The following is a 25,710-nucleotide window of genomic DNA, read 5'->3' on the forward strand; positions in this document are numbered from 1 at the left end:
TGGCCCACGCGCGAAGGAAGGACAGCATGGCCGGACGGCACACCAACTGGCGCAACCTGATCATGGTCACCTCGTTCGGGATCCTGATTGCCGTCGAGCTCTTCGGCGTGGCGCTGGCGGCCGGCTGGGCCCTGGCCGGCCTGTTCGAGCTCGGCACCATCTTCGAATACATCATGATGGCGATCTTCTCGGTCTTCGCCGGCTACGGCCTCATCAACCTGATGCGCCGCATGCTCAAGATCGAGCATCTCACCGAGGTCGATTGAGGCCGTCGGCCTTCTCCATCAATTGCAGATCTTCAACGTGACCGGGTCGGCATCTGCCGGGAGATAGTCGCCCATCGGGCGGCAGCCTGATGCCGTGCAGATGCGCCAGTCGGCGGTCGCGCCCGAGCGCCGCATCACCACTTCCTTGAGCGGCGGCAAGGCCGGATGCCAGCGCCAGAAGCCGCCGATCAGCCTCGCGCCGTCGGGCGGGTCCATGCCGGCGCCCGAACCCTCGATACGCGCTTCGACGATTTCCAGCCCGGCGGGTGTCTCCCGCCAGACCTCTTCCCAGAGCGTCTTCTGCACCGAATGGCGCCAGCCCAGCGTGGTCTCGCCTTGGCCGAGCGCCACCACGAGCGCGCCGGCCGCGAGGCAGAGACTCATGCGGCGATCTTCGCGGCGCGAATACGCCAGAAATGCTGGCCGATCATCACCGCTGCGATGGCGAAGCCGATCTCGTCGGTCAGCGGCACCGCCGCGACGAGGAAGCCGGCGCCGACCGCCGCCAGAATCCGCTCCCACATCGACAAGGGACGCAGGAACTGGCCGACGAAGGCCATGCCCCAGAGCAGCATGGCGAGCGTTGCCTTGACGACGATATAGACGACGGCGAGCCAGTAGCTGGAGCCCGTCAGGCCCGCGACCGGTTGCAGCATCAGCGTGGGATCGTAGACCGCCATATAGGGCACGACGAAGCCGGGCAGCGCGATCTTCACCGCCTGGACGCCGATCTTCATGCCTGAGACCTTGGCCATCGGCGCCGCCGCGAAGGCCGCCAGCGCCACCGGCGGCGTCAGGTCCGCCATGATGCCGAAATAGAAGACGAACATGTGGCTGACGATCAGCGGCACGTCGAGCTGCAGCAGGATGGGCGCCGCGAGCGAGGAGGTGATGATGTAGTTAGGGATCGTCGGGATGCCCATGCCGAGGATCAGGCTGAAGATCATCGTCAGGACGAGCGCCAGGAACATGCTCTCCTTGCCGATGCCGATCAGCCAGGAGCCGAAGATCGTGCCGATGCCGGTCAGCGTCATCGTGCCGATGACGATACCGACCAGCGCGCAGGCGAGACCGACCGGCAGCGCCTGGCGGGCGCCGTCGGCCAAGGCCTCGATGCAGGCGTTCAGCACCTCGCGCCCGGAGCGGCCGCGCAGCACGTTCCAGATGACGAGGAGAAGGACGACGCCAAGTACGGTCGCGACGCTGATCGACATCGACGCCGCCGAGATCAGCGCGAAGCCGACCCAGAAGACGATCCGCAGAGCTGGTGTCGCGAGCCCGGCGGAGATCGCCAGCGCCAGGATGAGCGCGACGGTGAGAGCAAGGCCGATCGCGCCGGCGAAGAGCGGCGTGAAGCCCGCGAACAGGAGATAGACCAGCACCAGGAGCGGCGCGATCAGGTACCAGTTCTTGCGCAACTCGGCGCGCGCGCTCGGCAGTTCCGATTTCGGCAGGCCGGTGAGGCCGAGCTTGCCGGCTTCCAGATGCACGGCCCAATAGCAGGCGGCGAAATAGAGGAGAGCCGGGATGATCGCGGCCTCGACGATCTTGGAATAGGGGACGTCGATGGTCTCGGCCATGATGAAGGCGACGGCGCCCATGACCGGGGGCATGATCTGGCCACCCATGGAGGAGGTCGCCTCAACGCCGCCGGCGAAGGCGCCGTTGAAGCCCGAGCGCTTCATCAGGGGAATGGTGAACTGGCCGGAGGCCACGACATTGGCGACGCCGGAGCCCGAGACGGTGCCCATCAGTGCCGACGAAGCGACGCAGACCTTGCCGGGCCCGCCCTGCTTGCCGCCGAACACCGCCATCGAGATGTCGTTGAAGAAGTCGATGACGCCGGCGCGCTCCATGAAGGCGCCGAACAGGATGAACAGGAAGATGAAGGTAGCCGAGACCGCCGTCGGCGTGGCGTAGAGGCCTTCGGTGCCGAAGGACATCTGCTCGATCACCTGCTCCAGGCTGTAGCCACGATGGTCGAACGGCGCCGGCAGATAGCGGCCGAACAGGCAATAGGCCAGGAACGTGCCGGCGACGAGCGGCAGGGCGATGCCCATCGCCCGCCAGACCAGCAGGAACAGGACGGCGAGCGCGGCGATGCCGACGACCATGTCGGCATCGGTGAGCTCGCCGGCGCGGTTCACCAGCTCCATGTAGTTCCACCAGTGATAGAGCCCGACGCCGAAGCCGACGATGCCGACAGCCCACCAGAAGGCGCGGGCCGGCGGTGCGGTCTCGTCGGCATTGGCCAGGAGCCCGCAGGCGATCAGCGCCAGGAAGCCGACATGGACGGTGCGCAGCACCTGGTTCGGCAGCGTGCCGGTATAGAGCGAGACGAGCTCGAAGGCGCCGAGAAGCGCGAGGAATGCGATGGCGGCTTCGAGCATCGTGCGTCCGCGCACCAGGCCGAGCACGATCCAGACGAACCAGAGCACGAACGCGACGCGGATCAGCGTGATCGGCGTCAGCCAGGCGACGGAGCCGATCAGCCGGAAATCGAGCGGGATGCCGAAGGCGGTGACGACCTGGAAGGCCGAGAAGGCGACGGCCAGCCAGAACAGCAGCCGGCCCTTCCAGCCGGTTCCGAAGGTGGCCGGCAGGCCGTGCTCGGGATCGTAGGGCGCAGCCGCCGGTGCGGGGGCTCCCGCGAGATCCTGCTCTGCGAGCGGTCTGGTTTCGTCACGGCTCATGCTGCTGTGCCCCTGGCATCACGCCGGTGTTGCCGGCATGGAAAGGGCGAGACCGGTCAGGCCGGCCTCGCCCGTCATTACGGACGGAAGTTTCGGCTCAGGAACCGACCTTCAGGCCCTTTTCCTTGAAGTAGCGCGCTGCGCCCGGATGCAGCGGCAGGGGCATGCCTTCCAGCGCGTTCTCCAGCTTGATCGAGCGGGCGGCGGCATGGGCGGCGCCGAGCTCGCCCAGGTTGTCATAGACCGCCTTGGTCATCTGGTAGACGGTCTCCTCCTTCATGCCCTCATGGGTCGCGAGGTAGTTGACCACCGCGGCGGCCGGCACGGCGGCGGTCTGTCCGGTATAGGTGTTGGCGGGGATCGAGACCTTGACGAAGGGCGGGCCGGCCTTGTCGACGACGGCGGCGGGCACCTCGACGACGGTGATCTCGACGGAGGTCGCGAGGTCGCGCAGAGAGGCGACGCCCAGCCCGGCCGATTGCAGGGTGGCGTCGAGCTGGCGGTTCTTCATCAGCTCGACCGACTCGGCGAAGGGCAGGTACTCGATCTTGCCGAGGTCCTTGTAGGACAGTCCGGCGGCGGTGAGGATGGCGCGGGCATTGAGCTCGGTGCCGGATTTCGGGGCGCCGACTGAGAGGCGCTTGCCCTTGAGATCGGCCAGCGTCTTGATGCCGCTATCCTTCGAGGCGACGATCTGGATGTAGTTCGGATAGATCGCGGTGATGCCGCGCAGCTTCTTCAGCGGCGCCTTGAAGCCGGCTTCCTCATCGCCCTTCCAGGCGGCATCGAGCGAATCGCCGAGCGTGAAGGCGATCTCGCCCTTGCCCTGCTGCAGCAGCTGGAGGTTCTCGACCGAAGCCTTGGTGGCCTGCACGGTCGGGCGGACATTCTGGATCTTCTCGCCATAGATCTTCGAGAGCGCGACGCCGAGCGGATAGTAGACGCCCGAAGTGCCGCCGGTGAGGACGTTGATGAATTCCTGCGCCCGGGCGGTGGCGGGGGCGGCGGCGATCAGGGCTGCGGCGGCAAGACCGGCAAGGCGGCGGTTGCGGAACAGTACTTTCATGACGTCTCCCTTAGGGTCGCTCCGGCTCATACGGCCGGTTGATCGGGTTTTTAGAGCACGCTGAACCCGAAAGGGAAAGCATTCGACGAAAGGCGGTCCTTCGCCTTTAGCCGAAGGAGCGGACTGGTTTCGCCATGATTGGCTGCCTATCTCCGGTTTCGCGCGGCGGTCCCTGTCGATGAGCAGGGCCGGCCGCGCCTCCGAGCAACGAGCGATCAGGAACGACATGCACGACCGTGCCGAGCAGGGTAGCAGCCAGGGGCCTCGCCTCGACCGACGAACTCTTCTCGCAGGTGCGGGCGCGACGGCGACGCTCGTTGCGCTCGGCTTCGCGCCGGACGCTCTGGCGCAGCAGGGGCTGAAGCTCGGCGATGCCAGTGATTTCACCTTCGAGGCGCTGAAGGCGCGGGCGAAGGAGATGGCGGCCAAGCCTTATCAGGCACCGCCGAGTCCGCGGCCTGAAGCGATGCAGCGGATCGACTACGACGCCCATGGCAATATCCGGTTCAAGCCGGAAGCGGCGCTCTGGGCGGACGGACCCTCGTCTTGGCCGGTGACCTTCTTCCATCTCGGCCGCTTCTTCCAGAAGCCGGTCAGGATGCATGTCGTCGAGGCCGGCAAGGCGCGCGAGATCGTCTACGATCCCAGCTATTTCGAGATGCCGGCCAACTCCCCGGCCCGCGACCTGCCGGCCGGGGCGGGCTTCGCCGGCTTCCGCCTGCAGGAAAGCCGCAGCGGCCATCCCGGCCGCAACGGCGAGGCACTCGACTGGAAGACGAACGACTGGGTCGCCTTCCTCGGTGCCTCCTATTTCCGGGCCATCGGCGAGCTGTATCAGTACGGCTTGTCGGCGCGCGGCGTCGCGATCGACCCGGCGGTTTCCGGCAAGCTCGAGGAATTCCCGGACTTCACCCATATCTGGCTGGAGACGCCGCAGGCGGGCGCCGAGCATGTCGTCATTTATGCGCTGCTCTCCGGGCCGAGCCTGGCTGGCGCCTATCGCTTCCGCATGCATCGCGGCAAGGGCGTGACCATGGAGATCGAGACCGCGCTGCATCTGCGCAAGGACGTGACACGGCTCGGCATCGCGCCGCTGACCTCGATGTTCTGGTATTCCGAGACGGCGAAGCAGACCGCGATCGACTGGCGCCCCGAAGTCCATGATTCCGATGGGCTCGCGCTCTGGACGGGGCCGGGCGAGCGCGCCTGGCGTCCCCTCAACAATCCCTCGCACACGATGGCCTCGGCCTTCGTCGACAGCGATCCGCGCGGCTTCGGCCTGATGCAGCGTGACCGCGAGACCGGGCACTATCTCGACGGCGTGCATTACGAGCGGCGCCCCAGTCTCTGGGTCGAAACCGACGGGCAATGGGGCAGGGGCTCGGTGCAGCTCATCGAGATTCCGACCGATGACGAGATCCACGACAACATCGTCGCGATGTGGGTTCCGGAGGCGCCGGCCAAGGCCGGCAACGCCTATAATTTCCGCTACACGCTGCATTGGCTCGCCGACGAGCCTTTCCCGACGCAGCTCGGCCGGGTCGTCGCCACGCGGCTGGGCAATGGCGGCCAGCCCGGGACCGCGCGGCCGCGCGGCGTGCGCAAGTTCATGGTCGAGTTTCTGGGACCGGCGCTGGAGGCTGTCCCCTTCGGCGTGAAGCCCGAGGTGGTGCTTTCGACCTCGCGCGGCAGCTTCTCCTATATCTTCGCGGAGGCCATGCCGGACGATGTGCCCGGTCATTGGCGCGCCCAGTTCGACCTCACCGTCGGCGGCAGCGAGCCGGTCGAGATGCGCTGCTATCTCAAGATCGGCGACACCGTGCTGACCGAAACCTGGCTCTATCAGTATCTGCCGTTCTGAGCGGGTTCGTCGCCGGCGGCTCTTGGATGAACCACTTTTGTCATTCCGGGGCTTCGCGCAGCGAAGAACCCGGAACCCACGACCGGGTAAGACATTCGATGCCCCGTTGTCAGCCGCTCGCCCAGTCGTGGGTTCCGGGCTCGCGCCTACGGCGCGCCCCGGAATGACAACGGTACGGAGCATGCCTTCCGTCCCGAACGTTGGGACACAGACGGAATCGCGCTTGCTCCGGCACGAGCGTAACATTATATCGTTTCTCATGGCTCACGCGCACGCCCACCATTCGCATCGCGCCGCCTCGGAAGCTCCGGGGTGGTCGCTCTTGCGTCTGTCGGCGGGAACGCGCGTGGGATTGGCCGCTGCCGTCGTCGCCCTGCTCTGGCTGGCGACGCTGGCCGTGATCCTGTGAGTTTGCGTTGATGTCCGCCATTCGCCTGACCGACCTGACGTTGGGTTATGATCGCCACCCGGCGGTGCATCACCTCTCCGGCGAGATCGAGGCCGGGAGCCTGACCGCCATCGTCGGGCCGAATGGCGCCGGCAAGTCGACCCTGCTCAAGGGCATCGCCGGGGCGCTGGCGCCTCTGTCGGGAGGTGTTGCGCTCGCCAAGGGCAAGCAGCTCGCCTATCTCCCGCAATCGGCTGATCTCGACCGCTCCTTCCCGATCCATGTCTACGATCTCGTTGCCATGGGCCTGTGGAATCGCGCCGGCATCTTCGGTCGGATCGGTGCGAGTGCGGCCCACAAGATCGAGCATGCCATTGCAGCCGTCGGCCTGACCGGTTTCGAGCGCCGGCCGATCGGCACGTTGTCCGGCGGGCAGATGCAGCGGGCCCTGTTCGCGCGGCTCCTGCTGCAGGATGCCGACGTGATCCTGCTCGACGAGCCCTTCACCGCGATCGATGCGCGCACCACCGCCGATCTGCTCGAACTGGTCCGGCGTTGGCATGGCGAGAGCCGTACCGTCGTCGCCGTGCTGCACGATATCGAGACGGTCAGGCAGGCTTTTCCGCAGACGCTCCTGCTGGCGCGCGAGGCTGTGGCCTGGGGCGAAACCGCGACCGTGCTGACGCCGGAGAACCTGCTGAAGGCGCGGCGCATGGTCGAAGCCTTCGACAGCCACGCCGTTCCCTGCCAGCGCGACGCCGCCTGATCCGTCCAGCCAAGCCAAGCCGATGCTCTACGACCTCTTCATCGGCCCCTTCGCCGAATTCGACTTCATGCGCCGCGCCCTCGTCGGCGTGGTGGCGTTGTCTGTCTCAGGTGCGCCGATCGGCGTGTTCCTGATGCTCAGGCGGATGAGCCTGACCGGCGACGCCATGGCGCATGCGATCCTGCCCGGTGCGGCGCTGGGCTATCTCGTCGCGGGCTTCTCCCTGCCGGCGATGACGATCGGCGGGCTTGCCGCCGGCTTCGCGGTGGCGCTCGCGGCCGGCGCCGTGGCGCGCGCGACGGTGCTCAAGGAGGACGCTTCGCTTGCGGCCTTCTACCTGATCTCGCTGGCGCTCGGCGTCACCATCGTCTCGCTCAGGGGCTCGGCGATCGACCTGCTGCATGTGCTGTTCGGCAATGTGCTGGCGCTCGACGATCAGGTGCTGATCCTGCTCGCGGGCGTTGCGACCGTGTCGCTGCTGTCGCTGGCGGCGCTCTATCGGCCGCTGGTGCTGGAATGCGTCGATCCCGGCTTCCTGCGCTCGGTCAGCCGCTCCGGCGGCTTCGTTCACCTGACATTCCTCGCGCTCGTCGTGCTCAATCTCGTCGCTGGCTTCCATGCGCTCGGAACTTTGCTCGCCGTCGGCATGATGATGCTGCCGGCAGCGGCCGCGCGCTTCTGGACGGCCGACATCACGCGCCTGCTGCTGCTCGCAGCCGGTTTCGGCATGGTTTCCGGCTATGCCGGGCTCGTGACATCCTATGCGGCCGGGTCGAGCCTGCCGGCGGGGCCGTCGATCATCCTCGCCGCGGGAGCGATCTATATCGGCTCGCTCCTGTTCGGCTCGCAGGATGGGCTTGCGCGACGCCTCTTGCCTCGCGCCCACCTCCAGAGATAGAAACGTTATATCGTTGCATTTTTGGAGTCGCCCATGCCCACTCGTCGCGCCCTCGTTGCCGGCCTTGCTTTCGGGTTTGCCGCAGTCACCGCGCCGCTTGGCGCCTTCGCGCAGGAGAAGCTGCCGGTGGTGGCGAGCTTCTCGATCCTCGGCGATTTCGCCCGACAGGTCGGCGGCGACCGCGTCAGCGTGACCACGCTGGTCGGCCCTGACGGCGACGCGCATGTCTATTCTCCGACGCCGGCCGATGCGAAGGCGATGGCCGCCGCCAGGCTCGTCCTCGTCAACGGCCTGCATTTCGAGGGCTGGCTGCCGCGCCTCGTGAAGTCGTCCGGCACCAAGGCGACCATGGCGACGGCGACAAAGGGCATCACCCCACTCGAAGCCGGTGACGATCATGACGAGAAGGGCAAGGGCGGCCATGCGCATGCTCATGGCCATGACGACCCCCACGCTTGGCAGAGCGTCGCCAATGCGAAGATCTATGTCGCGAATATCAGGGATGCGCTGAGCGCGGCCGATCCGGCGGGCAAGGCGAGCTACGATGCCAATGCCACGGCCTATCTCGCCGAGCTCGACAAGCTCGAAGGCGAGGTGAAGGCGGCGGTCGCCCGCATTCCGGCGCAGCGACGCAAGGCGATCGCCACCCATGACGCCTTCAGCTATTTCGTGAAGGCCTACGGCATCGCATTCGTGGCGCCGCAGGGCGTCTCGACCGAAGCCGAGGCTTCCGCCAGGGACGTCGCTCGCATCATTCGGCAGGTGAAGGCGCAGAAGATCCCGGCCGTCTTCCTCGAAAACGTCACCAATCCGCGCCTCGTCGAGCAGATCGCGCGTGAAAGCGGGGCCAAGGTTGGCGGCCGGCTCTATTCGGATGCGCTCTCGGCCGAGAGCGAGCCGGCGGGGACTTACATCCGGATGATGAAGCACAATATAAGCGAGATCGAAAAGGCGCTCGCCGCCGGCCCGGCCTGAGAGACAAATCCGCAGGAACCACGCCGTCATTCCGGACGAGCCGCGCAAGCGGCGCCGATCCGGGATCCATCTAAGGGCGTCGCTCTATGATGGATCCCGGCGCTTCGGCCGGGATGACGGTTGCGGATTTGTTTCCGGTCCGGGTGAGAACCCGTTGCTGAATACCGAACAGGTCAAGCCATGTCCGAGAAAATCCCCGTCACGGTGCTCACCGGCTATCTGGGCGCCGGCAAGACCACGCTCCTCAACCGCATCCTGACCGAAGACCACGGCAAGAAATTCGCCGTGATCGTCAACGAATTCGGCGAGGCCGGCATCGATGGCGACCTCATCGTCGGGGCCGACGAGGAAATCTTCGAGATGAACAACGGCTGCATCTGCTGCACCGTGCGCGGCGACCTGATCCGCATCCTCGACGGCCTGATGAAGCGCAAGGGCAAGTTCGACGCGATCATCGTCGAGACCACCGGCCTCGCCGATCCCGCGCCGGTCGCCCAGACCTTCTTCGTCGATCAGGATGTCGGCGACGCCACCCGCCTCGACGCAGTCGTGACGGTCACCGACGCCAAGTGGCTGAAGGACCGCCTCAAGGACGCGCCGGAGGCGAAGAACCAGATCGCCTTCGCCGACGTCATCGTCCTCAACAAGACCGACCTGGTCAACGCCGAGGAACTGGCCGATGTCGAGGCCGCGATCCGCGCCATCAACCCCTATGCCAAGCTGCACAAGGCCGAGCGCGCCAATGTCGACATTGCCGCGCTGCTCGACCGCAACGCCTTCGATCTCGATCGCATCCTCGATATCGAGCCGGATTTCCTCGAGGCCGGGCATCATCATCACCATGCCGAGGATGTGCGCTCGATCTCGCTGACCGTGCCGGGCGATGTCGATCCCGAGAAGTTCATGCCGTGGATCAACGACCTCACCCAGATTCAGGGTCCGAACATCCTGCGTTCCAAGGGCATCCTGGCCTTCAAGGGCGAGCCGCGCCGCTTCGTCTTCCAGGGCGTGCATATGATCCTCGACGGCGATCTGCAGCGCGACTGGAAGGATGGCGAGACGCGCGAGAGCCGCCTCGTCTTCATCGGGCGCGATCTCAACGAGAACGAATTGCGCAAGGGGTTTGAAGCCTGCGCGGCCTGAGTTAAAGCCGCGTCATGACCACGATGACCCCACCCGTCTCGCTGCGCGAGCATGTCACCCCGATCGCCGCCGAGACGCATGTCGTCGCGGTCCACTGGCTGAAGCAGGGGCTTGTGCTCGCGCTCGCCGATGGGCGTGTGCTGCGCTGGCGCGACGGTGCCCTCGTCGACAGTGTCGAGGCCCATGCCGGCGGCATCCTCTGCGCGACCGGCGATGGCGAACGCCTGATCACCGGCGGCGATGACGGACGCGTCGTCGCGACCCGCTTCGAAGGTGAGCCAGAGGAGCTGGCCAAGGACCAGAAGCGTCGCTGGATCGATGCGATCACGCTGTCGCCCTCTGGTAACCTCGCCTGGAATACCGGCAAAACCGTGCAGGCCCGCGACGAGAAGGGCCGCATCCGCACGCTGGAGGCGGCGAGCACGCCGCAGGGGCTCGTCTTCGCGCCGAAGGGCTATCGCCTCGCCATCGCCCAGATGAACGGCGTCTCGCTCTGGTATCCCAATACTGAGGCGAAGCCGGAATTCCTCGAATGGAAGGGCTCGCATCTCGACGTGGCGTGGTCGCCGGACGGGCGCTTCGTCGTCTCCTCGATGCAGGAGAACGCGTTGCATGGCTGGAAGCTCGGCGACAAGCCCGGCCATATGCGGATGACCGGCTATCCCGCCAAGCCGCGCTCGCTGTCCTGGTCGCATGACGGGTTCTGGCTTGCGTCCAGCGGGGCCGATGGCGCGATCGTCTGGCCGTTCCAGGGGGACGGGCCGCAGGGCAAGGCGCCGCGCGAATGCGGCGTGCGCCATGCCCGCGTCACCCGGGTCGCCTTCCATCCGGGCGCGCTGGTGCTGGCGATCGGCTATGACGATGGCTGCATCCTGATGGTCCGGCTGACCGATGGTTCCGAATTGCTGGTGCGGCCGGCTCTGCGGGGCAGCGGCATCAGCGCCTTCGCCTGGGACAAGGCCGGCAAGCGACTCGCCTTTGGCGCCGAGGATGGCGCGGCCGGCGTGCTCGTCCTGCCGGGTTGAGCACCATGCGCTTCGGCCTCTTCGGCAAACCCGATACCCGCAAGGGCGGCGATGCGAAGGCCGAAGCCAAGGCTCTTGCCGAACGACTGAAGGGGCAAGTGCGGGAGCTGCTCGGTCTGCCCGAGACGGCGGCGATCGCCGTCAACGAGATCATCTGTGCCGATCCCGCCTGTCCGGGCAACGAGACGGTCATCCTGGTGATGAAGCCGGGCGAAAAGACCCGTGCCTACAAATTGCAGATGGCGATGGCCGAGGTGACGCCGGAGGCTTTGGCGGAGGCGCTCCGCTCCTAGGCTGCGTGGACGAACGATGGATCGTTCGTGGCCGGCACCACCATTGTCATTCCGGGGCTTCGCGTAGCGAAGAACCCGGAACCTACGACCGGGCGAACCCTCCGTAACCCAAGCATTGCATGTCTCACCCAGCCGTGGGTTCCGGGTTCGCGCCTTTGGCGCGCCCCGGAATGACAAGCGATCCGCTCCTTGCCCGGCCATCGGATTTGTTCGAAAAGTGGTGCCCACCTTCCGGCCCGATGGTCTAAAGCTCCACGCGATGTCTCTGCTCTCGCTCTATGCCCGCGTCCTCGGTGAACTCGGCCCGGAAAGGCGGTTGGGCGTCATTCTGGCGCTGGCCAATATCGTTCTGGCGGCCGTCGCCTTCGCCGAGCCGATGCTGTTCGGCGCGCTGATCGATCGGTTGACCACGATCCAGGCCTCGGGCGGCGCGCTGACCTGGGCCAGCATCAACCTGCTGATCGTCGCCTGGGTCGGCTTCGGCCTCGCCAACATCGCGCTGGGTGTGTTCGTCGCGCTGCATGCCGATAGGCTCGCCCATCGTGCGCGCCTGATGGTGATGGCCCGCTATTTCGAACACGCGCTGTCGCTGCCGCTCGCCTATCACAGCCAGACCCATTCCGGCCGCGTGCTCAAGATCATGCTCGACGGCACCAATGCGATGTGGGGGCTGTGGCTGTCCTTCTTCCGCGAGCATTGCGCCTCGGCCGTGGCGCTGTTCGTGCTCCTGCCCTTCACGATCTGGAAGAACTGGCAGCTCGGGCTGCTCTTGGTCGCGCTCGTCGTGCTGTTCGGCTCGCTGACCGCCTATGTGCTGCGCAAGACCGACCGCTTGCAGAGCAATGTCGAGACCTATCACTCGAATCTCGCCGAGCGGGCCTCGGACGCGCTCGGCAACGTGCCGGTGATCCAGAGCTTCACCCGCATCGAGGCGGAGGTGCGCGGCCTGCGCACGACCATCGCCAATGTCCTGGCGGCGCAGCTACCGGTGCTGTCGTGGTGGGCTGTCGCCAATGTCGCGACGCGGGCGTCGGCGACGCTGACCGTGCTGCTGATCTTTATCGTCGGCACCTGGCTCCTGATGCATGGCCAGACGACGGTCGGCGAGATCGTCACCTTCATGGGTTTCGCCACCATGCTGGTCGGGCGGCTCGAGCAGATCGTCGGCTTCGTGAACTTCATCTTCATGCAGGCGCCGAAGATGCGGGAGTTCTTCGAGGTCCTCGACACCCTGCCGAGCGTGCGCGACCTGCCGAACGCCAAGGACCCGGGCCGGCTCGAAGGCGCGGTCGCTTTCGAGGACGTCTCCTTCTCCTATGACGGCAAGCGCGCCGCCGTGCGCGACGTCTCCTTCACCGTGAAGCCCGGCGAGACCATCGCCGTCGTCGGCTCGACCGGATCGGGCAAGTCGACGACGCTCGGTCTGCTGCACCGTGCCTTCGATCCGCAATCGGGCCGGATCACCGTCGATGGCACCGATATCCGCGAGATCTCGCTGCTCTCGCTCCGGCGCAATATCGGCGTCGTCTTCCAGGAGCCGATGCTGTTCGCCCGCTCGATCCGCGAGAACCTGCTCGTCGGCAAGCCGGATGCGACCGACGCCGAGATGATGCAGGCGCTGGAACGCGCTCAGGCGGCCGAGGTGATGGCGCGCCAGACGGACGGGCTCGACACGCTGGTCGGCGAGCGCGGCCGCACGCTCTCCGGCGGCGAGCGCCAGCGCTTCTCGATCGCCCGCGCGCTGCTCAAGAACCCGCCGGTGCTGATCCTCGACGAGGCGACCTCCGCGCTCGACGCCGCGACCGAGGTCAAGCTGCAGAAGGCGCTGGAAGAAGTGATGAAGGGCCGCACCACCTTCGTCATCGCGCACCGGCTCGCGACCATCCGCAACGCCGACCGCATCCTCGTCTTCGAGCAGGGGCAGGTCGAGGAGATGGGCACCTTCGACGAGCTCGTCGCCAAGGGCGGCCGCTTCGCCGCGCTGGCGCGGGCGCAGTATCTCGTCAGCGACAAGCCGGCGGCCGAGGACACGCCGAGCCCGCTCGCGCAGAAGATCCTTCCGGGCTGAGGAGCGACGTTTCGGGCCGTTTCGGGGATCGGAGGCACGATCGGGCGTTGCGCCGCTGTCGCCTTTCCCGCTTATTGGGCGGTAACTTTCCCCGCCCCCGATCTCCGAGTGATCCTGCCGATGATGTTTCTTCGCCTTGCCTGTGCCTGGGGTTCGGTTGCCGCCTTCCTTCTGTTCGGCGACACCTTGCTCGGCCAGCTCGGCGCGCCCCTGCCGTCGCTGTTCGTCTTCCTCTGGCTGCTCGGCGTCATCATCTGGTCGTCCTTCGGCGTGGTGCATGAGGCGGAGGACCTGGCCGAGAGGCTGGGCGAGCCCTATGGCACGCTGATCCTGACGCTCTCGATCGTCATCATCGAGGTGGCGCTGGTCGGCGCCGTCATGCTCGGCGCCAAGGGCGCGCCGACGCTCGGCCGCGACACGATGTTCGCCGTGCTGATGATCGTGCTGAACGGCGTCGTCGGCATCGGCCTGCTGATCGGCGGCTTGAGGCATTTCCAGCAGCGCTACAACCTCAAGGGCGCGTCGTCATACCTGGCCGTGATCATTCCGCTCACGGTGATCCCGCTCTTCCTGCCGAATTTCACGACCTCGACGCCGGACGGCACGCTGACCCCTTTCCAGGCGGTCGCCTTCTCGATCTTCACGGTGGCGCTCTACGGCGCCTTCCTCGCGCTGCAGACCGGCCGGCACAGCATGTTCTTCCGCGAGCCGGACGAGGACGGCAAGCCGGTTGTCGCCGTGGACGCGGATGGCGAGCCGGTTTCGCCATCGTCGGTGCGGGAGGTGCTGCCGCATGTCTGGCTGCTGCTCGCCAATATCCTGCCAATCGTCATCCTGTCGAAGGGCCTCGCGACCGTTCTGGATTTCGGCATCGCCAAGCTCGGTGCGCCGGCCGCGCTCGGCGGCATCCTGATCGCGATGGTGGTCTTCACGCCGGAATGCATCGCGGCGCTCAGGGCGATCACCTCGAACCAGCTCCAGCGCGCGGTCAATCTCTGCCTGGGCGCGGCGGCCTCGACGCTGGGCATGACCGTGCCGGCCGTGCTGCTGATCGGTGTCTTCACCGGGCAGCCGGTCGTGCTCGGCCTGTCGGCGACCAATATGGTGATCGCGGCGATGACGCTGCTGCTTTCGACCCTGACCTTCACCGGCACGCGCACCACCATGCTGGAGGGTGCGGTGCATCTGGCGGTGTTCTTCGTCTTCCTCGTGCTGGTCTTCAGCCCGTGATCATCGTCTGATTACCCCGGTGGTAATCGACCTCATTCGCCGCACACGTCATGGTCCTTCGCAACGGATGGCCTTCCGGCCGCCCTTCGCAGGAGAAAACCATGACCGCCTATGCCATCGCCCATCTGCAGGACGTCCGTCTCGGCGCCGAGATCATCGACTACATCGCGCGCATCGACGCAACGCTCGAGCCCTTTGATGGCCGCTTCCTGATCCATGGCATGACGCCGGAGATCGTCGAGGGGCCGTGGCCGGGCGATCTCGTCGTCATCGCCTTTCCCGATATCGAGCGGGCGCGCGCCTGGTACGACTCGCCGGCCTATCGCGCGATCCTGCCGCTGCGGACGGAGAACTCGCGCGGCGTCACGATGCTCGTGAAAGGCGTGGACCCCGGCTACCGCGCGACGGATTTCCTGGCAAAGATCGGCCTCGCCTGATCCCGCTCAGGCTACGAGCTCGGCCTCGATGAAAGCCCGAACTTCCTCGGCCGCGACGCCCGGCGCGATGAAGCTCTTGCCGATGCCGCGGGCGAGAATGAAGGTGAGCACGCCGCGCTTGACCTTCTTGTCCTGCGCCATCGCGTTGACGATCTCCTCGGCGCTGCCGGCCCCGCCCGGCACCTGCTGCAGGCGGCTGGGCAGGCCGACATGGTCGAGATGGCGGGACACGCGGCCCGCATCCTGTCCCGAGCAGAGATCGAGACGCTGCGAGAAGCGGAAAGCCAGCGCCAGGCCGATCGCGACGGCCTCGCCATGAACGAGGCGGGCGGAGTCGTAGTTCGTCAGGCGCTCCAGCGCATGGGCGAAGGTGTGGCCGAGATTGAGCAGGGCACGGTCGCCCTCCTCCCGCTCGTCACGGGCGACGATGGCGGCCTTGGCCCGGCAGGAGACGGCGACGGCGTGATCGCGCTCGGGGCCGCCGGCGATGACGCGGTTCCAGTTCGCCTCGCACCAGTCGAAGAAGGCGGGATCGTCGATCAGCCCGTATTTCACGACCTCGGCATAGCCGGCCTTGAATTCGCGCTCGCTCAGCGTGTCGAGCAGCGCGGTGTCGGCAATGACCAGCGCCGGCTGGTGGAAGGCGCCGATCAGGTTCTTGCCATGCGGCGAGTTGATGCCGGTCTTGCCGCCGACCGAGGAATCGACCTGGGCGAGCAGGGTGGTCGGCACCTGCACGAAGCGCACGCCGCGCCGGAGCACGGCCGCTGCGAAGCCGGTGAGGTCGCCGACGACGCCGCCGCCGAAGGCGATGACGAGGTCGTTGCGTTCGATCTTCGCCGCGAGCAGCGCGTCGCAGAGCGCGGCGAACTGGGCATAGGACTTGGAGGCCTCGCCCGGCGGGATGGTGATGCGGGTCGCCGTGATGCCTTCCTGCTGCAGGCAGGTCTCGAAGGCTGCGCCATGCAGGGCGGCCACGCTGTCGTCGGTGACGAGCGCGGCCTTGGCGCCGGGCGCGAAGGCGGCGATCAGGGCGGCGGCCTCGCAGAGCTGGTGGCGGCCGATATGGATGTCGTAGCCGCGGCCTTCGAGCGCCACGGGGACGACGATGCGGGCGCCGGTCTTGTCGGAGATGGTGGCGTTCATGATGCTGTCGCTCCGGCTGCCAGCCTCAGATAGTCGTCCAATGCGGCGATGGTTTCGCCGACCACGACTTCGTGAGGCTCGTCGCTCGACAGGATGGTGATATCGGCCAGCGCATAGACCGGCTCGCGCTCGGAGAGCATCCGGCGCAGCGTCGCCTCGGGATCGGCGGTCTGGAGCAGCGGGCGGTTGGAGCGCTTGCGGACGCGGCGCATCAGAACGTCGGGCTCGGCCTTGAGCCAGACCGAGATGCCGAGTTCCTTCACGCGCTCGCGCGTCTCGGCATTCATGAAGGCGCCGCCGCCGGTTGCCAGCACGAGCGGGGCACGGGTCGTCAGGACGCGGCTGATGACGCGGCGCTCGCCCTCGCGGAACTCCGCCTCGCCGCGCTGCGCGAAGATCTCGGGGATCGTCATATGCGCGGCCGTCTCGATCTCGGTATCGGCATCGACGAAGGGCAGGCCGAGGCGCCCGGCCAGCCGGCGACCGACCGAGCTCTTGCCGGAACCCATCATGCCGACGAGCACGATCGCGCGCTGGCCGAGAGCGGCGCGGAGATCGGTCATATCGGGCATGGCGACGGAAGCGGCGGCGTTCATGGTAATGTGTCCTCGGCACGGCTGTAGCACCGGCCGGCAGCCGCGTCATGCCCTTGTCATGGTCCGTAGCCGCTTTGCACGGGGCTGTGGCCCGCCCGCCCTTGCGCGGGCGGGTTGCGATCGGGGATAGTCAAGCTCGGTGCCCGGATCGCGCGCACCGCAAGCGATTGCGAGAGTCCGCCCGACGTGCCGACGCTGTTCCGTTTCCTGGCTTTCATAGGGATCATCGCCGGGCTGATCTTCGGGGGCATGATCGCGCTCGTCACTTTCGTCCAGCCGGTCCAGCGCGAGATGATCGAGATCGTTCCCCCTTCCAAGCTACAACCGAAATGAGTCGGCTGGCGCGCCAGCGTCTGAATGCCTTCCTCGACATGCTGGCGGCCGAGCGCGGCGCGGCGCGCAATACGCTCGACGCCTATGAGCGCGATATCGCGGATTACCTCGAATTCCTCGGCGGCAAGGCGCCGGGTGATGCCGCGGCGGACGATATCCGCGGCTGGCTTTCCGACCTCGCGGCGCGGGGCCTCAAGGCCTCCTCGGCGGCGCGCCGGCTCTCGGCCGTGCGCCAGTTCCATCGCTTCCTCTACACGGAGGGGCTCGCGGGTACCGATCCGTCGGCTGCGATCGCCGGGCCGCGGCTGGGCAGGCCGCTGCCGAAGGTGGCGACGGTCGCGGATGTCGACCGCCTGCTGGAGGCGGCGCGGGGTGCCTGCGAACAAGAGGGGATATCCAAGGCCGCGCGGCTGAAGTCCCTGCGCATGCGCTGCCTCGTCGAGATGCTCTATGCCACGGGCCTGCGCGTCTCCGAGCTGATCGCTTTGCCCTTGTCGGCCGCGACGACACGCGAGCGCTTCCTGATCGTGCGCGGCAAGGGCGACAAGGAGCGGCTGGTGCCGCTGAACGAGGCCGCGCGGCAGGCGGCGCGGGACTGGCTGGAGGCGCTGAAAGAGGCGGGAGCGCCGGACGGGCGCTGGCTCTTCCCGTCGGAGGGCGAGAGCGGGCACCTGACCCGGCAGGTCTTCGCCAGGGACCTCAAGTCGCTGGCCGGGGCGGCGGGGCTTTCGTCGGCGGCGTTGAGCCCGCATGTGCTGCGCCACGCCTTCGCCAGCCATCTGCTCCAGAACGGCGCCGATCTCCGGGTCGTGCAGGAGCTTCTGGGCCATGCCGACATCGCGACGACGCAGATCTACACCCATGTCCTCGACGAGCGTCTGAAGAGCATGGTTCGTGATCTCCACCCCCTGGCGGATGGAGAGTGAGGCGGGATGTCATCCCGCACGCGCCGCAGCGCGCACGGGATGACGCCCGAAAATCACGCCTCGGAGCAGCGGATCTGCTGGACGCGCTTGGGCATCTCGCCGACGGCCGGGATGAACTGGCCGGTCGCGTTGTCGAGGATCATCAGCACGCCGGTCGCGACGGCGAAATAGGCGCCATGCAGATGCAGGCGGCCCTTGCTCTCCAGAATCTGCACGCAGGGGAAGGTGCGCAGATTGGCGAGCGACTGCTGGATCGAGGCCAGCTCGAGCCGCTGAAGGTAGTCCTCGAAGTTCTCGTTGCGGCCGCGCCCGCCGGTACGCTCCGCCGCCGGGCCGATCAAGGTGATCCACTTGCCGATGAAGTCGCCGGGCGAAAGCGCCTGCTGGCTGTCATCGGCGAAGGCGCGGATACCGCCGCAGCGGCCATGGCCGAGCACGACGATATGCCGCACCTTGAGCGCCTGGATGGCGTATTCGAGCGCCGCCGAGGTGCCGTGGAGCTGGTCGTCCGGCTGGAAGGGCGGCACGAGATTGGCGATGTTGCGCGCGACGAACATCTCGCCGGGCTTCGCGTCGAAGATGACTTCGGGCGAAACACGCGAGTCGCAGCAGCCGATCAGCATGATCTGCGGCGTCTGGCCGTGCTCGCCGAGCTCTTCGTAACGGCTCTGCTCTCGGATGAAACGATCGTCGAGGAAGGTACGGTAGCCTTCCGTCAGGCGCTGCGGGAATGGCTCGGGAGGCTTTTCCATGGCCCTTCTGGAACAGGAAACGGCGCCCTTCGTCAAGCTTTTGCTGCAATGCGGGGTTGCGATTTCCGTCTAGGTGATTCTCCCGAGGCAGGCGGCGAGAATCATCGGCAGGCTGCGGGGATCGCCAGCGATCGCCACGGTTTTCAGCCTTGCGCTGGCACCGCCCACGATTGAAAGCCGGGAGCGCGGCAATTCGAGCTCGCTGGCGAGCAGGCGGATGAGCGCGGCATTCGCCTCACCTTCGGTAGGGGCGGCGCGAACGCGTGCCTTCAGGACGGTGCGCCCGTCCGCGAGCGTCTCGACGCCATCGAGGCTGTCGCGCCCACCGCGCGGCGTCAGGCGGATATCGATCGCGATCCCGCCCTTTGTTTCCCGCCAGGGCCGGGCGGCCGGATCGCTCATGAGCCCTCGCGCGGAAAGGGGCGGCCATGCGCCGCCGGGACATGGACATGCGGCCGTCCTCGCCTAGTCTGCGGGGATTGCCCCTGCGCGGCATAGCGCTTGCGTGGGGCTGAGCGCAACGGAGACACCTGCCTTGACCGAACCCTGCGACCTCAGCGCTGTTGCCGCGCGTGCCCTCATCGGCGCCAAGAAGCTCTCCGCCCGCGAATTGCTCGACAGCTGCATCCGCCGCATGGATGCGATCGATCCGGCGGTGAACGCGATGGTTGCGCGCGACGACGACAAGGCGCGCAAGGATGCGGGCGCGGCCGACGAGGCGACGGCGCGGGGTGAGGCGCTGGGTGCCCTGCACGGCCTGCCGATCGGCATCAAGGACCTCGAGAACACGGCCGGCCTGCGCACCACCTATGGCAGCGCGCTCTATCGCGATTTCGTGCCGAAGGAGGACCAGCTCATCGTCGCCTCGGTCCGCAAGGCCGGCGCGATCATCGCGGGCAAGACCAACACGCCGGAATGGGGCGCCGGCGCCAATACCCGCAACGCCGTCTATGGCGCGACCGGCAACCCGTTCGACCCCTCGAAGAGCGCGGCTGGCTCCTCCGGCGGTTCCGGCGTCGTGCTGGCGACGAACATGGTGCCACTGGCGACCGGCTCCGATACCGGCGGTTCGCTGCGCAATCCGGCCGCCTTCAACGGCATCGTCGGCTTCCGGCCGACCCCCGGCCTCGTGCCGAGCGAAAAGCGCCAGCTCGGCTGGTCTGCGCTGCCGGTGCTCGGGCCGATGGCGCGCAACGTGCCGGATCTCTGCCTGCTGCTCTCGACCATGGTCTCCGATGCCGGTTCCGACCCGCTCGCGACGACGATCCACGGCAAGACCGTGCGGCGGCCGGAGGATTTCGCCCGTCCCGATGCGATCGATCTCGCTTCGCTCAAGGTGGCTCTGACTCCGGATTTCGGCTTCGCGCCGACTGAACGCCTGATCCGCGACACGTTCTTCGACAAGACCAGGGCCTTCAGCCATCTCTTCCACGCGGCCGAGGAGGCGACGCCGGATTGCGAGGGGACGGACGAGGTCTTCGAGATCCTGCGGGCGAGCAATTTCCTTGCCGCACATCTCGACAAGGTTCGCGACACGCCGGAGATGGTCGGGCCGAACGTGCGCGCCAATGTCGAGGAGGGGCTCGGCTATTCCGCGCTCGACGTTACCCGCGCGATGAAGCAGCAGACGGTGATCTACCAGCGCTGGCAGCGCTTCTTCGACAATTACGACGTCATTCTGTCGCCGGCGGTGACGCTGAGCCCGCGGCCCTGGACCGAACTCTTCCCGTCCGAGATCGACGGCAAGCCGACGCGGACCTATTTCCATTGGCTGGCGGCGGCCTATGCCGTCACCATCGTCGGCCATCCCGCGATTTCGCTCCCGGTCGGGCTCGACCGCAACGGCATGCCCTTCGGTCTGCAGATCGTCGGGCCGCGCGGCGGCGACGCCAAGGTTCTGGCGGTGGCGGCTGCGCTGGAAGCGGCGCTTGCCGGTGATCCGCTGACGGCGCGCCCGGTGCCGGATCTGGCGAAGCTCGCCAAGGCGCGGCCGCTCAGCGAGAGCCCGAATTTCATGGGCTTCGCCTGAGCCCGGACCTGCCTTCCAAGCCAATCATAAAAGGGGAGACTACGGATGAAGCGTCGTGATTTTCTGATGGGGACGGCCGCGCTCGGCCTGGCCGGCCCAGCCCTGCCGCGGTTGGCGGTGGCACAAGCCAGCACAACGCTGATGAAGTTCGTGCCGCAGGCCAACCTGTCCTCGCTGGACCCGGTCTGGACCACCGCGACCGTCACCAACAACCACGGCTACTATGTCTTCGATATGCTCTACGGGGCTGACGAGAACCTGAAGCCGCAGCCGCAGATGGCGGAGGGGCACGAGGTCTCCGCCGACGGCAAGACCTGGCGCATCAGGTTGCGCGAGGGCCTGAGCTTCCATGACGGCACGCCGGTCAAGGCCGTCGACTGCGCGGCTAGCCTCAAGCGCTGGACGCAGCGCGATCCCTACGGCCAGCTGCTCGGCCGGGCGGTCGAAGAATGGGGTGCACCCGACGATCGCACCGTGGAGATCAAGCTCAAGCGCGCCTTCCCGATGATGCTCGACTGCCTGGCGAAATCCGACCAGCCGCCGGTCATCATGCCGGAGCGCCTGGCCAAGACCGACGCCAACACGCAGGTCACCGAGATGATCGGCTCGGGGCCCTATAAGTTCGTCGCTTCGGGGTATGTTTCCGGCAGCAAGGTCGTTTACGAGAAATTCGAGGGCTACAAGCCGCGCGCCGAGCCGCCGAGCCGCAATGCCGGCGGCAAGGTCGCGCATTTCAAGCGGATCGAGTGGAACATCTTGCCGGATCCCGCGACCTCCGCCGCGGCGCTGACCCGTGGCGAGGTGGACTGGTGGGAACGCCCGCTCACTGACCTGCAGCCGATGCTGGCCGGCAACAAGGACATCAAGCAGGAGATCATCGACAAGGCTGGGCGGGGCGCGATCATCCGCCTCAACCACCTGCAGGTGCCCTTCAACAACCCGAAGGTGCGTGCGGCCGTGCGCATGGCGGTGAAGCAGGAAGACTACATGCGCGCGGCCCAGGGCGACGACACCACGCTCTGGCAGACCTGCCGCAGCCTGTGGTGGCGCGGCACGCCGTATTTCGACGGCGAGCAGGAAGACCTGATGCCGCAGAGCCTGGAGAAGGCGAAGGCAGCCCTCAAGGAATCCGGCTACAACGGCGAGAAGGTCGTCATCATCAACCCGACCGACTTCCCTGATATCGGCCCGCTCGGCGAGGTGACCTTCGAACTGCTCAAGCAGCTCGGCATGAATGTCGAGATGGCGGCGAGCGACTGGGGTACGGTCGTGCAGCGTCGCGGCAGCCGCGAGGCGACCGAGAAGGGCGGCTGGAGCATCTTCCACACGACGGGTTCGGCCACGAGCTGGGGCAATCCGGCGATGTCGTCGCTGGTGCGCGGGCAGGGCGACAAGGGCTGGTTCGGCTGGTGGAAGAGCGATGCGGCCGAGGCCCTGGCCGAGGAATGGCTCTACGCCCCCGACGAGGCCGCCCAGCGCAAGAGCGCCAAGGCGCTGGCCAGACTGGCGCTGGAGGAGGTCGCGACCATCCCGCTCGGCCAGTTCGTCAGCCGCACCGCCTATCGCAAGGACATGACCGGGATGCTCGCCGGTTCGGCGCCCTATCCGTGGGGGCTTAAGCGCGGCTGATCGCATGGGATCATGAAGAAGGGCGGCCGCACTGGCCGCCCTTTTTTGTTTCAGCGCGTCGCGGCCACGGCTGCCGACCAAGGCGAGGCGGCGTCGCTCGATCCTTCCGCGCCGTTCCTGTCGACGCGGACGAAGTTCGGGCAGGCGAAGTTGATCGGCAGCACGCTGTGCTCGACGATTGCGGTCGGTCCCGCCGCTTCCAGAGCCGCAAGCGTCTCGACCGGCAGGCGCAGATCGGCGCTGGCCGAATCCGGGCCGGAGACGTCGATGCGCGGCTGATGGGCGGTCGCCTCCGTGCCCATGCCGAAATCGAGCTGCCAGGCCAGTGTCTGGTAGATGCTGGCGAGGATGCGGCGTCCACCGGAGGAGCCCATCGCCTGGCGCGGCCAGCTGCCATCCTTCGGCGTGACCACGACCGGGCACATGTTGCAGAGCGGGCGGGCGCCGGGCGCGATCGCATTGGCGCTGCCGGGGCGCGGATCGAACCACATCATGCCGTTGTTCATCAGCACGCCGGTCGAGGGCAGCACGACGCGGCTGCCCATCGAGGAGAGCAGCGTCGTGGTGACTGTCACGAGATTGCCTTCGCCGTCGACCACGGTGAGATGGGTGGTGCAGGTGTCGCCCGGCTCCTTCGCCGTGACGGCAGCGCCGAGGCCGTCCAGCCTCTCCTTGTAGGCCTCACGCATCACCTGCGAGAGCTGCGCGAACCAGGCGGCCGAGGGGCCGTTGCTATCGAGCGGGGCATCCGCCATGCCGGCGACTACGCGCTCGAGCGTCGGCGCTGCCGTAAGTCCGCCGGCTGTGTGGACGAGATGGCTGCCGCGCCAGTCGATCGTCGGGGCATCGCGGAGCTCAGCCTTGCAGTTTGCGAGGTCCTGCGCATCGACGACGCCGCCGGCCGCGGCGATATCCGCCACGAGCCGGTTCGCGACATCGCCGCGATAGAAATCGTCGAGCCCGGCCTTTGCCAGCCGTTCGATCGTGTCGCCGAGCTGGCCGAGCTTCATGAAGCCGGGAATGCCCTGATAGGGCGGCACCGGCGGCAGGCCGCCCGGCAGGTAGATGCGCGCACTCTCAGCATAGAGGCGAAGGACCGAGGCCGAGGAGGCGACCTTCAGCGTCGTGTACCAGTCGGCCGGCAGGCCGCGCCGGGCGAGCGCAATGGCCGGCGCGAGGATGTCGGCGAGCGGCAGCTTCGAGCCGAAGGCTTCCTTGAGCTTCTTGTAGCCGGCGACGGAGGAGGGCGTGACGAAGGAGAGGGGGCCGTGGATGTTGCGGTCGTCGACCACCTCCGGCCAGGTGAAGAGGTCCTTCTTCATCTCGCCGGTGAGGGGATAATCGGCGGGATCGGCGCGGCGCGGCGCGACCGGCCCGAAATCGACGACCTGCGCGCGGCTCTCGCCGGCCTTCAGCACGACGGCGAAGCCGATGCCGCCGAGTCCGCTGTTCCAGGGCTCGACCGCGGCCAGAGCGAAGCATGCGGCGACGGCGGCGTCGGCGGCATTGCCGCCCTGTTCGAGGACCGCCGTTCCGGCTTCGGCCGCCTCGCGGCTCTGCGAGACGACGATGCCGTGCTTTCCACGCGCGGCAGGTTTGGTCAGAGCCCAGTTCTGGCTGCGATAGGGAAGGACGGCAGCGGCCATGCGGAAACCTCGAAGCGGTGGCGAGGCGGCCATACTGCATGCCGTCCGCCACGGCGTCGAATGCGTCGTGGCGGTGCGCGGGTCGCGCCCCGTGCAGGGCGCGGGCGGATCGTCATGCGCCCTCTCGGGCACAAAGTGACGATCCGTCCTTTGGTTCTGGCATCAGATGTCTCCGAAAAGTGCATTCCACTTTTCGGTCCGATGCCTGGTCAGAACACGTTCGGGTAGATGTAGCGGACGATCACGCTCTGGATGAAAAAAATGATCAGCAGCAGGATGATCGGGGAGATGTCGAGGCCGCCGAGATTGGGCAGGCGCTCGCGAATCGGCCGCAGCGCGGGCTCGGTGACGCGATAGAGCGAGTCCCAGACGGTGGAGACGAACTGGTTGCGCGTGTTGATGACATTGAAGGCGATCAGCCAGCTCAGCACTGCCGAGGCGATCAGAAGCCATACATAGATCTGCAGGGCGAGCAGAACCACGTCGAGAACGGCACGCATCGATCTTCCTTTTGCGTCTGTCCGGAAAGGTGACGCGGAATATCCCTCGCACTTGCCAAAAACAGATGGCGGAAGTGATTGACATCCACGCGACGCACAGCCTAGAAGGCCAGCGCCTTGGGGCTGTAGCTCAGATGGGAGAGCGCTGCAATCGCACTGCAGAGGTCAGGGGTTCGAATCCCCTCAGCTCCACCAAGGCTTTCCAGCAAATGACAGATGTCGGGCATCCTGGGGGACGCTGAGGCGGTCCGGGCCGGGCTGGAATGCGCCTGACGTGTCAGATTTCGCCGGCCTGTTCCGGCAGGCGCGAGATCACCCCGACGATCGGCCGCAGATGCTGTTCGAGGATCGCGAGCGCCTTCTCTTCGTCCCATTCGGAGAGGGCGGCGATCAGGGCGTGATGCTCCTTGCTGATGCGCGCGACGCGGGTCGGGTCGGTGCTGATCGCCGTCATCGCGACGCGTTGCTGGCGGGCGCCCAGTGACTGGTAGAGGTCCGACAGCACGACATTGCCGAGCGCGGCGATCATCACGAAATGGAACTCGCGGTTGAGCTCGACGCGGTTGAAATAGTCGCCCTGTGGCAGGCGCTCCAACTCGGCGAGGATCGCGTGCATGTCGGCGGGAAGCGGCAATTCCTCGCGGCAGATGCGGCGGATCGCATGGCTCTCGATCATGCGCCGGGCTTCATAGAGATCGAGCAGTTCCTGCGCCGTCACCTGCCGGACGAGCGCGCCGCGACGCGGCAGGAGATCGATGAAGCGTTCGGCCTCCAGGCGATGGAAGGCCTCGCGGACCGGCGTTCGCGACACGCCGAGCGCCGAAGATATCTCCTCTTCCTCGATGAAGCAGCCGCCGAGGAAGCGGCCGCGCAGGATCTGCTCGCGCACGTAGAGATAGACCCGTTCCCGGGTCGGCTTCCCGCGCAAGGCAGCCATCTCGTCCTGTTCGGTCATGGCCATCGACATCGCGCCCCTTTCGATCTTCCTTAGGGCTTTCGAGAGTAGACAACAAAAAATCCGCCACGTATACATGACGCATCAAG

General features: G+C 66.9%; 26 protein-coding genes and 1 tRNA gene. 17 read left to right on the forward strand and 10 right to left on the reverse strand.

Annotated elements, in window-relative coordinates; genetic code table 11:
• Positions 1–26 precede the first annotated feature (26 nt).
• Entirely contained in the window at positions 27–266 is a 240-nt protein-coding gene (locus AC6RIC_RS03215; RefSeq protein WP_454654685.1) for a hypothetical protein, read from the forward strand.
• A gap of 18 nt (positions 267–284) precedes the next feature.
• Here the strand turns inward: AC6RIC_RS03215 and AC6RIC_RS03220 are convergent, their stop codons facing one another.
• The 3 genes from AC6RIC_RS03220 to AC6RIC_RS03230 form a co-directional block, all read right to left on the reverse strand.
• On the reverse strand, positions 285–650 hold the full coding sequence (locus AC6RIC_RS03220; protein WP_499735074.1) for a DUF1850 domain-containing protein: 366 nt from the start codon (positions 648–650) through the stop codon (positions 285–287).
• Complete coding sequence (locus tag AC6RIC_RS03225; RefSeq protein ID WP_499735075.1) at positions 647–2,959, reverse strand: TRAP transporter permease; 2,313 nt, start codon at positions 2,957–2,959, stop codon at positions 647–649. Before AC6RIC_RS03225 ends, AC6RIC_RS03220 begins: the two co-directional genes overlap by 4 nt.
• A gap of 97 nt (positions 2,960–3,056) precedes the next feature.
• On the reverse strand, positions 3,057–4,025 hold the full coding sequence (locus AC6RIC_RS03230; protein WP_454654688.1) for a TAXI family TRAP transporter solute-binding subunit: 969 nt from the start codon (positions 4,023–4,025) through the stop codon (positions 3,057–3,059).
• 226 nt (positions 4,026–4,251) lie between these two features.
• On the opposite strand from AC6RIC_RS03230, the gene AC6RIC_RS03235 reads away from it, so the two are divergent.
• The 11 genes from AC6RIC_RS03235 (at position 4,252) to AC6RIC_RS03285 (ending at position 15,109) form a co-directional block, all read left to right on the forward strand.
• Positions 4,252–5,886, forward strand: coding sequence for an OpgD/OpgG family glucan biosynthesis protein (locus AC6RIC_RS03235; RefSeq protein ID WP_499735076.1), 1,635 nt, complete (start codon positions 4,252–4,254; stop codon positions 5,884–5,886).
• A 259-nt stretch (positions 5,887–6,145) separates the two neighbouring features.
• The gene (locus AC6RIC_RS03240) at positions 6,146–6,295 is read left to right on the forward strand and encodes a hypothetical protein (RefSeq protein WP_454654692.1); all 150 of its coding nucleotides are present in this window, start codon (positions 6,146–6,148) and stop codon (positions 6,293–6,295) included.
• A gap of 10 nt (positions 6,296–6,305) precedes the next feature.
• Entirely contained in the window at positions 6,306–7,040 is a 735-nt protein-coding gene (aztA, locus tag AC6RIC_RS03245; protein ID WP_454654693.1) for a zinc ABC transporter ATP-binding protein AztA, read from the forward strand.
• A gap of 22 nt (positions 7,041–7,062) precedes the next feature.
• Positions 7,063–7,938 (forward strand): metal ABC transporter permease, encoded by an 876-nt coding sequence (locus AC6RIC_RS03250; protein WP_454654694.1) that lies wholly within the window; start codon positions 7,063–7,065, stop codon positions 7,936–7,938.
• 33 nt (positions 7,939–7,971) lie between these two features.
• On the forward strand, positions 7,972–8,913 hold the full coding sequence (locus AC6RIC_RS03255) for a metal ABC transporter substrate-binding protein (RefSeq protein ID WP_499735077.1): 942 nt from the start codon (positions 7,972–7,974) through the stop codon (positions 8,911–8,913).
• Between the two features lie 180 nt (positions 8,914–9,093).
• Positions 9,094–10,056 carry a CobW family GTP-binding protein gene (locus AC6RIC_RS03260; RefSeq protein ID WP_454654696.1) on the forward strand — a complete coding sequence of 321 codons (963 nt, stop codon included), beginning with the start codon at positions 9,094–9,096 and terminating at the stop codon, positions 10,054–10,056.
• Positions 10,057–10,070: 14 nt separating this feature from the next.
• On the forward strand, positions 10,071–11,081 hold the full coding sequence (locus tag AC6RIC_RS03265) for a WD40 repeat domain-containing protein (RefSeq protein ID WP_499735078.1): 1,011 nt from the start codon (positions 10,071–10,073) through the stop codon (positions 11,079–11,081).
• Positions 11,082–11,086: 5 nt separating this feature from the next.
• Entirely contained in the window at positions 11,087–11,374 is a 288-nt protein-coding gene (locus AC6RIC_RS03270) for a hypothetical protein (protein ID WP_454654699.1), read from the forward strand.
• Between the two features lie 259 nt (positions 11,375–11,633).
• Positions 11,634–13,442, forward strand: a complete 1,809-nt coding sequence (locus tag AC6RIC_RS03275) for a glucan ABC transporter ATP-binding protein/ permease (RefSeq protein WP_499735079.1) — start codon at positions 11,634–11,636, stop codon at positions 13,440–13,442.
• Positions 13,443–13,562: 120 nt separating this feature from the next.
• The gene (locus AC6RIC_RS03280) at positions 13,563–14,672 is read left to right on the forward strand and encodes a calcium:cation antiporter (protein ID WP_499735080.1); all 1,110 of its coding nucleotides are present in this window, start codon (positions 13,563–13,565) and stop codon (positions 14,670–14,672) included.
• A gap of 101 nt (positions 14,673–14,773) precedes the next feature.
• Positions 14,774–15,109, forward strand: a complete 336-nt coding sequence (locus tag AC6RIC_RS03285) for a DUF1330 domain-containing protein (RefSeq protein ID WP_499735081.1) — start codon at positions 14,774–14,776, stop codon at positions 15,107–15,109.
• A gap of 6 nt (positions 15,110–15,115) precedes the next feature.
• On the opposite strand, the gene aroB is transcribed toward AC6RIC_RS03285, so the two are convergent.
• A complete protein-coding gene (gene aroB / locus AC6RIC_RS03290) occupies positions 15,116–16,255 on the reverse strand; it encodes a 3-dehydroquinate synthase (RefSeq protein ID WP_454654703.1) in 1,140 nt (379 codons plus the stop codon).
• Positions 16,252–16,851, reverse strand: a complete 600-nt coding sequence (locus tag AC6RIC_RS03295) for a shikimate kinase (protein WP_499735082.1) — start codon at positions 16,849–16,851, stop codon at positions 16,252–16,254. Before AC6RIC_RS03295 ends, aroB begins: the two co-directional genes overlap by 4 nt.
• 186 nt (positions 16,852–17,037) lie before the next feature.
• Here AC6RIC_RS03295 and AC6RIC_RS03300 point away from each other — a divergent pair, with 186 nt between their 5' ends.
• Both AC6RIC_RS03300 and AC6RIC_RS03305 read left to right on the forward strand, forming a co-directional pair.
• Positions 17,038–17,184, forward strand: a complete 147-nt coding sequence (locus AC6RIC_RS03300; RefSeq protein ID WP_199093353.1) for a histidine kinase — start codon at positions 17,038–17,040, stop codon at positions 17,182–17,184.
• Entirely contained in the window at positions 17,181–18,110 is a 930-nt protein-coding gene (locus tag AC6RIC_RS03305) for a site-specific tyrosine recombinase XerD (RefSeq protein WP_499735083.1), read from the forward strand. The genes AC6RIC_RS03300 and AC6RIC_RS03305 overlap by 4 nt, the downstream gene beginning before the upstream one ends.
• Positions 18,111–18,163: 53 nt before the next feature.
• Here the strand turns inward: AC6RIC_RS03305 and AC6RIC_RS03310 are convergent, their stop codons facing one another.
• Positions 18,164–18,862, reverse strand: coding sequence for a carbonic anhydrase (locus AC6RIC_RS03310; protein ID WP_454654706.1), 699 nt, complete (start codon positions 18,860–18,862; stop codon positions 18,164–18,166).
• A gap of 69 nt (positions 18,863–18,931) precedes the next feature.
• Positions 18,932–19,264 (reverse strand): DUF167 family protein, encoded by a 333-nt coding sequence (locus AC6RIC_RS03315; protein ID WP_454654708.1) that lies wholly within the window; start codon positions 19,262–19,264, stop codon positions 18,932–18,934.
• Positions 19,265–19,397: 133 nt separating this feature from the next.
• Here AC6RIC_RS03315 and AC6RIC_RS03320 point away from each other — a divergent pair, with 133 nt between their 5' ends.
• Both AC6RIC_RS03320 and AC6RIC_RS03325 read left to right on the forward strand, forming a co-directional pair.
• Positions 19,398–20,891, forward strand: a complete 1,494-nt coding sequence (locus AC6RIC_RS03320; protein ID WP_499735084.1) for an amidase — start codon at positions 19,398–19,400, stop codon at positions 20,889–20,891.
• A gap of 45 nt (positions 20,892–20,936) precedes the next feature.
• The gene (locus AC6RIC_RS03325) at positions 20,937–22,520 is read left to right on the forward strand and encodes an ABC transporter substrate-binding protein (RefSeq protein WP_499735085.1); all 1,584 of its coding nucleotides are present in this window, start codon (positions 20,937–20,939) and stop codon (positions 22,518–22,520) included.
• 50 nt (positions 22,521–22,570) lie between these two features.
• Here AC6RIC_RS03325 and AC6RIC_RS03330 read toward each other — a convergent pair whose 3' ends face one another.
• The gene (locus AC6RIC_RS03330) at positions 22,571–24,166 is read right to left on the reverse strand and encodes a gamma-glutamyltransferase (protein ID WP_499735086.1); all 1,596 of its coding nucleotides are present in this window, start codon (positions 24,164–24,166) and stop codon (positions 22,571–22,573) included.
• A gap of 209 nt (positions 24,167–24,375) precedes the next feature.
• Complete coding sequence (locus tag AC6RIC_RS03335) at positions 24,376–24,666, reverse strand: YggT family protein (protein WP_454654712.1); 291 nt, start codon at positions 24,664–24,666, stop codon at positions 24,376–24,378.
• Between the two features lie 119 nt (positions 24,667–24,785).
• On the opposite strand from AC6RIC_RS03335, the gene AC6RIC_RS03340 reads away from it, so the two are divergent.
• Positions 24,786–24,861: transfer RNA gene (locus tag AC6RIC_RS03340), tRNA-Ala, on the forward strand.
• 82 nt (positions 24,862–24,943) lie between these two features.
• Here the strand turns inward: AC6RIC_RS03340 and AC6RIC_RS03345 are convergent.
• Positions 24,944–25,627, reverse strand: a complete 684-nt coding sequence (locus AC6RIC_RS03345) for a GntR family transcriptional regulator (protein WP_454654728.1) — start codon at positions 25,625–25,627, stop codon at positions 24,944–24,946.
• Positions 25,628–25,710 lie beyond the last annotated feature (83 nt).

It is taken from the genome of Allobosea sp. TBD101, assembly GCF_059817965.1.

Excerpts from the sequence above, each read along its gene's own strand:
- AC6RIC_RS03215 (WP_454654685.1), top strand. The coding sequence starts at position 27 with ATGGCCGGACGGCACACCAACTGGCGCAACCTGATCATGGTCACCTCG.
- AC6RIC_RS03220 (WP_499735074.1), bottom strand. The coding sequence starts at position 650 with ATGAGTCTCTGCCTCGCGGCCGGCGCGCTCGTGGTGGCGCTCGGCCAA.
- AC6RIC_RS03225 (WP_499735075.1), bottom strand. The coding sequence starts at position 2,959 with ATGAGCCGTGACGAAACCAGACCGCTCGCAGAGCAGGATCTCGCGGGA.
- AC6RIC_RS03230 (WP_454654688.1), bottom strand. The coding sequence starts at position 4,025 with ATGAAAGTACTGTTCCGCAACCGCCGCCTTGCCGGTCTTGCCGCCGCA.
- AC6RIC_RS03235 (WP_499735076.1), top strand. The coding sequence starts at position 4,252 with ATGCACGACCGTGCCGAGCAGGGTAGCAGCCAGGGGCCTCGCCTCGAC.
- AC6RIC_RS03240 (WP_454654692.1), top strand. The coding sequence starts at position 6,146 with ATGGCTCACGCGCACGCCCACCATTCGCATCGCGCCGCCTCGGAAGCT.
- aztA (WP_454654693.1), top strand. The coding sequence starts at position 6,306 with ATGTCCGCCATTCGCCTGACCGACCTGACGTTGGGTTATGATCGCCAC.
- AC6RIC_RS03250 (WP_454654694.1), top strand. The coding sequence starts at position 7,063 with ATGCTCTACGACCTCTTCATCGGCCCCTTCGCCGAATTCGACTTCATG.
- AC6RIC_RS03255 (WP_499735077.1), top strand. The coding sequence starts at position 7,972 with ATGCCCACTCGTCGCGCCCTCGTTGCCGGCCTTGCTTTCGGGTTTGCC.
- AC6RIC_RS03260 (WP_454654696.1), top strand. The coding sequence starts at position 9,094 with ATGTCCGAGAAAATCCCCGTCACGGTGCTCACCGGCTATCTGGGCGCC.
- AC6RIC_RS03265 (WP_499735078.1), top strand. The coding sequence starts at position 10,071 with ATGACCACGATGACCCCACCCGTCTCGCTGCGCGAGCATGTCACCCCG.
- AC6RIC_RS03270 (WP_454654699.1), top strand. The coding sequence starts at position 11,087 with ATGCGCTTCGGCCTCTTCGGCAAACCCGATACCCGCAAGGGCGGCGAT.
- AC6RIC_RS03275 (WP_499735079.1), top strand. The coding sequence starts at position 11,634 with ATGTCTCTGCTCTCGCTCTATGCCCGCGTCCTCGGTGAACTCGGCCCG.
- AC6RIC_RS03280 (WP_499735080.1), top strand. The coding sequence starts at position 13,563 with ATGATGTTTCTTCGCCTTGCCTGTGCCTGGGGTTCGGTTGCCGCCTTC.
- AC6RIC_RS03285 (WP_499735081.1), top strand. The coding sequence starts at position 14,774 with ATGACCGCCTATGCCATCGCCCATCTGCAGGACGTCCGTCTCGGCGCC.
- aroB (WP_454654703.1), bottom strand. The coding sequence starts at position 16,255 with ATGAACGCCACCATCTCCGACAAGACCGGCGCCCGCATCGTCGTCCCC.
- AC6RIC_RS03295 (WP_499735082.1), bottom strand. The coding sequence starts at position 16,851 with ATGAACGCCGCCGCTTCCGTCGCCATGCCCGATATGACCGATCTCCGC.
- AC6RIC_RS03305 (WP_499735083.1), top strand. The coding sequence starts at position 17,181 with ATGAGTCGGCTGGCGCGCCAGCGTCTGAATGCCTTCCTCGACATGCTG.
- AC6RIC_RS03310 (WP_454654706.1), bottom strand. The coding sequence starts at position 18,862 with ATGGAAAAGCCTCCCGAGCCATTCCCGCAGCGCCTGACGGAAGGCTAC.
- AC6RIC_RS03315 (WP_454654708.1), bottom strand. The coding sequence starts at position 19,264 with ATGAGCGATCCGGCCGCCCGGCCCTGGCGGGAAACAAAGGGCGGGATC.
- AC6RIC_RS03325 (WP_499735085.1), top strand. The coding sequence starts at position 20,937 with ATGAAGCGTCGTGATTTTCTGATGGGGACGGCCGCGCTCGGCCTGGCC.
- AC6RIC_RS03330 (WP_499735086.1), bottom strand. The coding sequence starts at position 24,166 with ATGGCCGCTGCCGTCCTTCCCTATCGCAGCCAGAACTGGGCTCTGACC.
- AC6RIC_RS03335 (WP_454654712.1), bottom strand. The coding sequence starts at position 24,666 with ATGCGTGCCGTTCTCGACGTGGTTCTGCTCGCCCTGCAGATCTATGTA.
- AC6RIC_RS03345 (WP_454654728.1), bottom strand. The coding sequence starts at position 25,627 with ATGGCCATGACCGAACAGGACGAGATGGCTGCCTTGCGCGGGAAGCCG.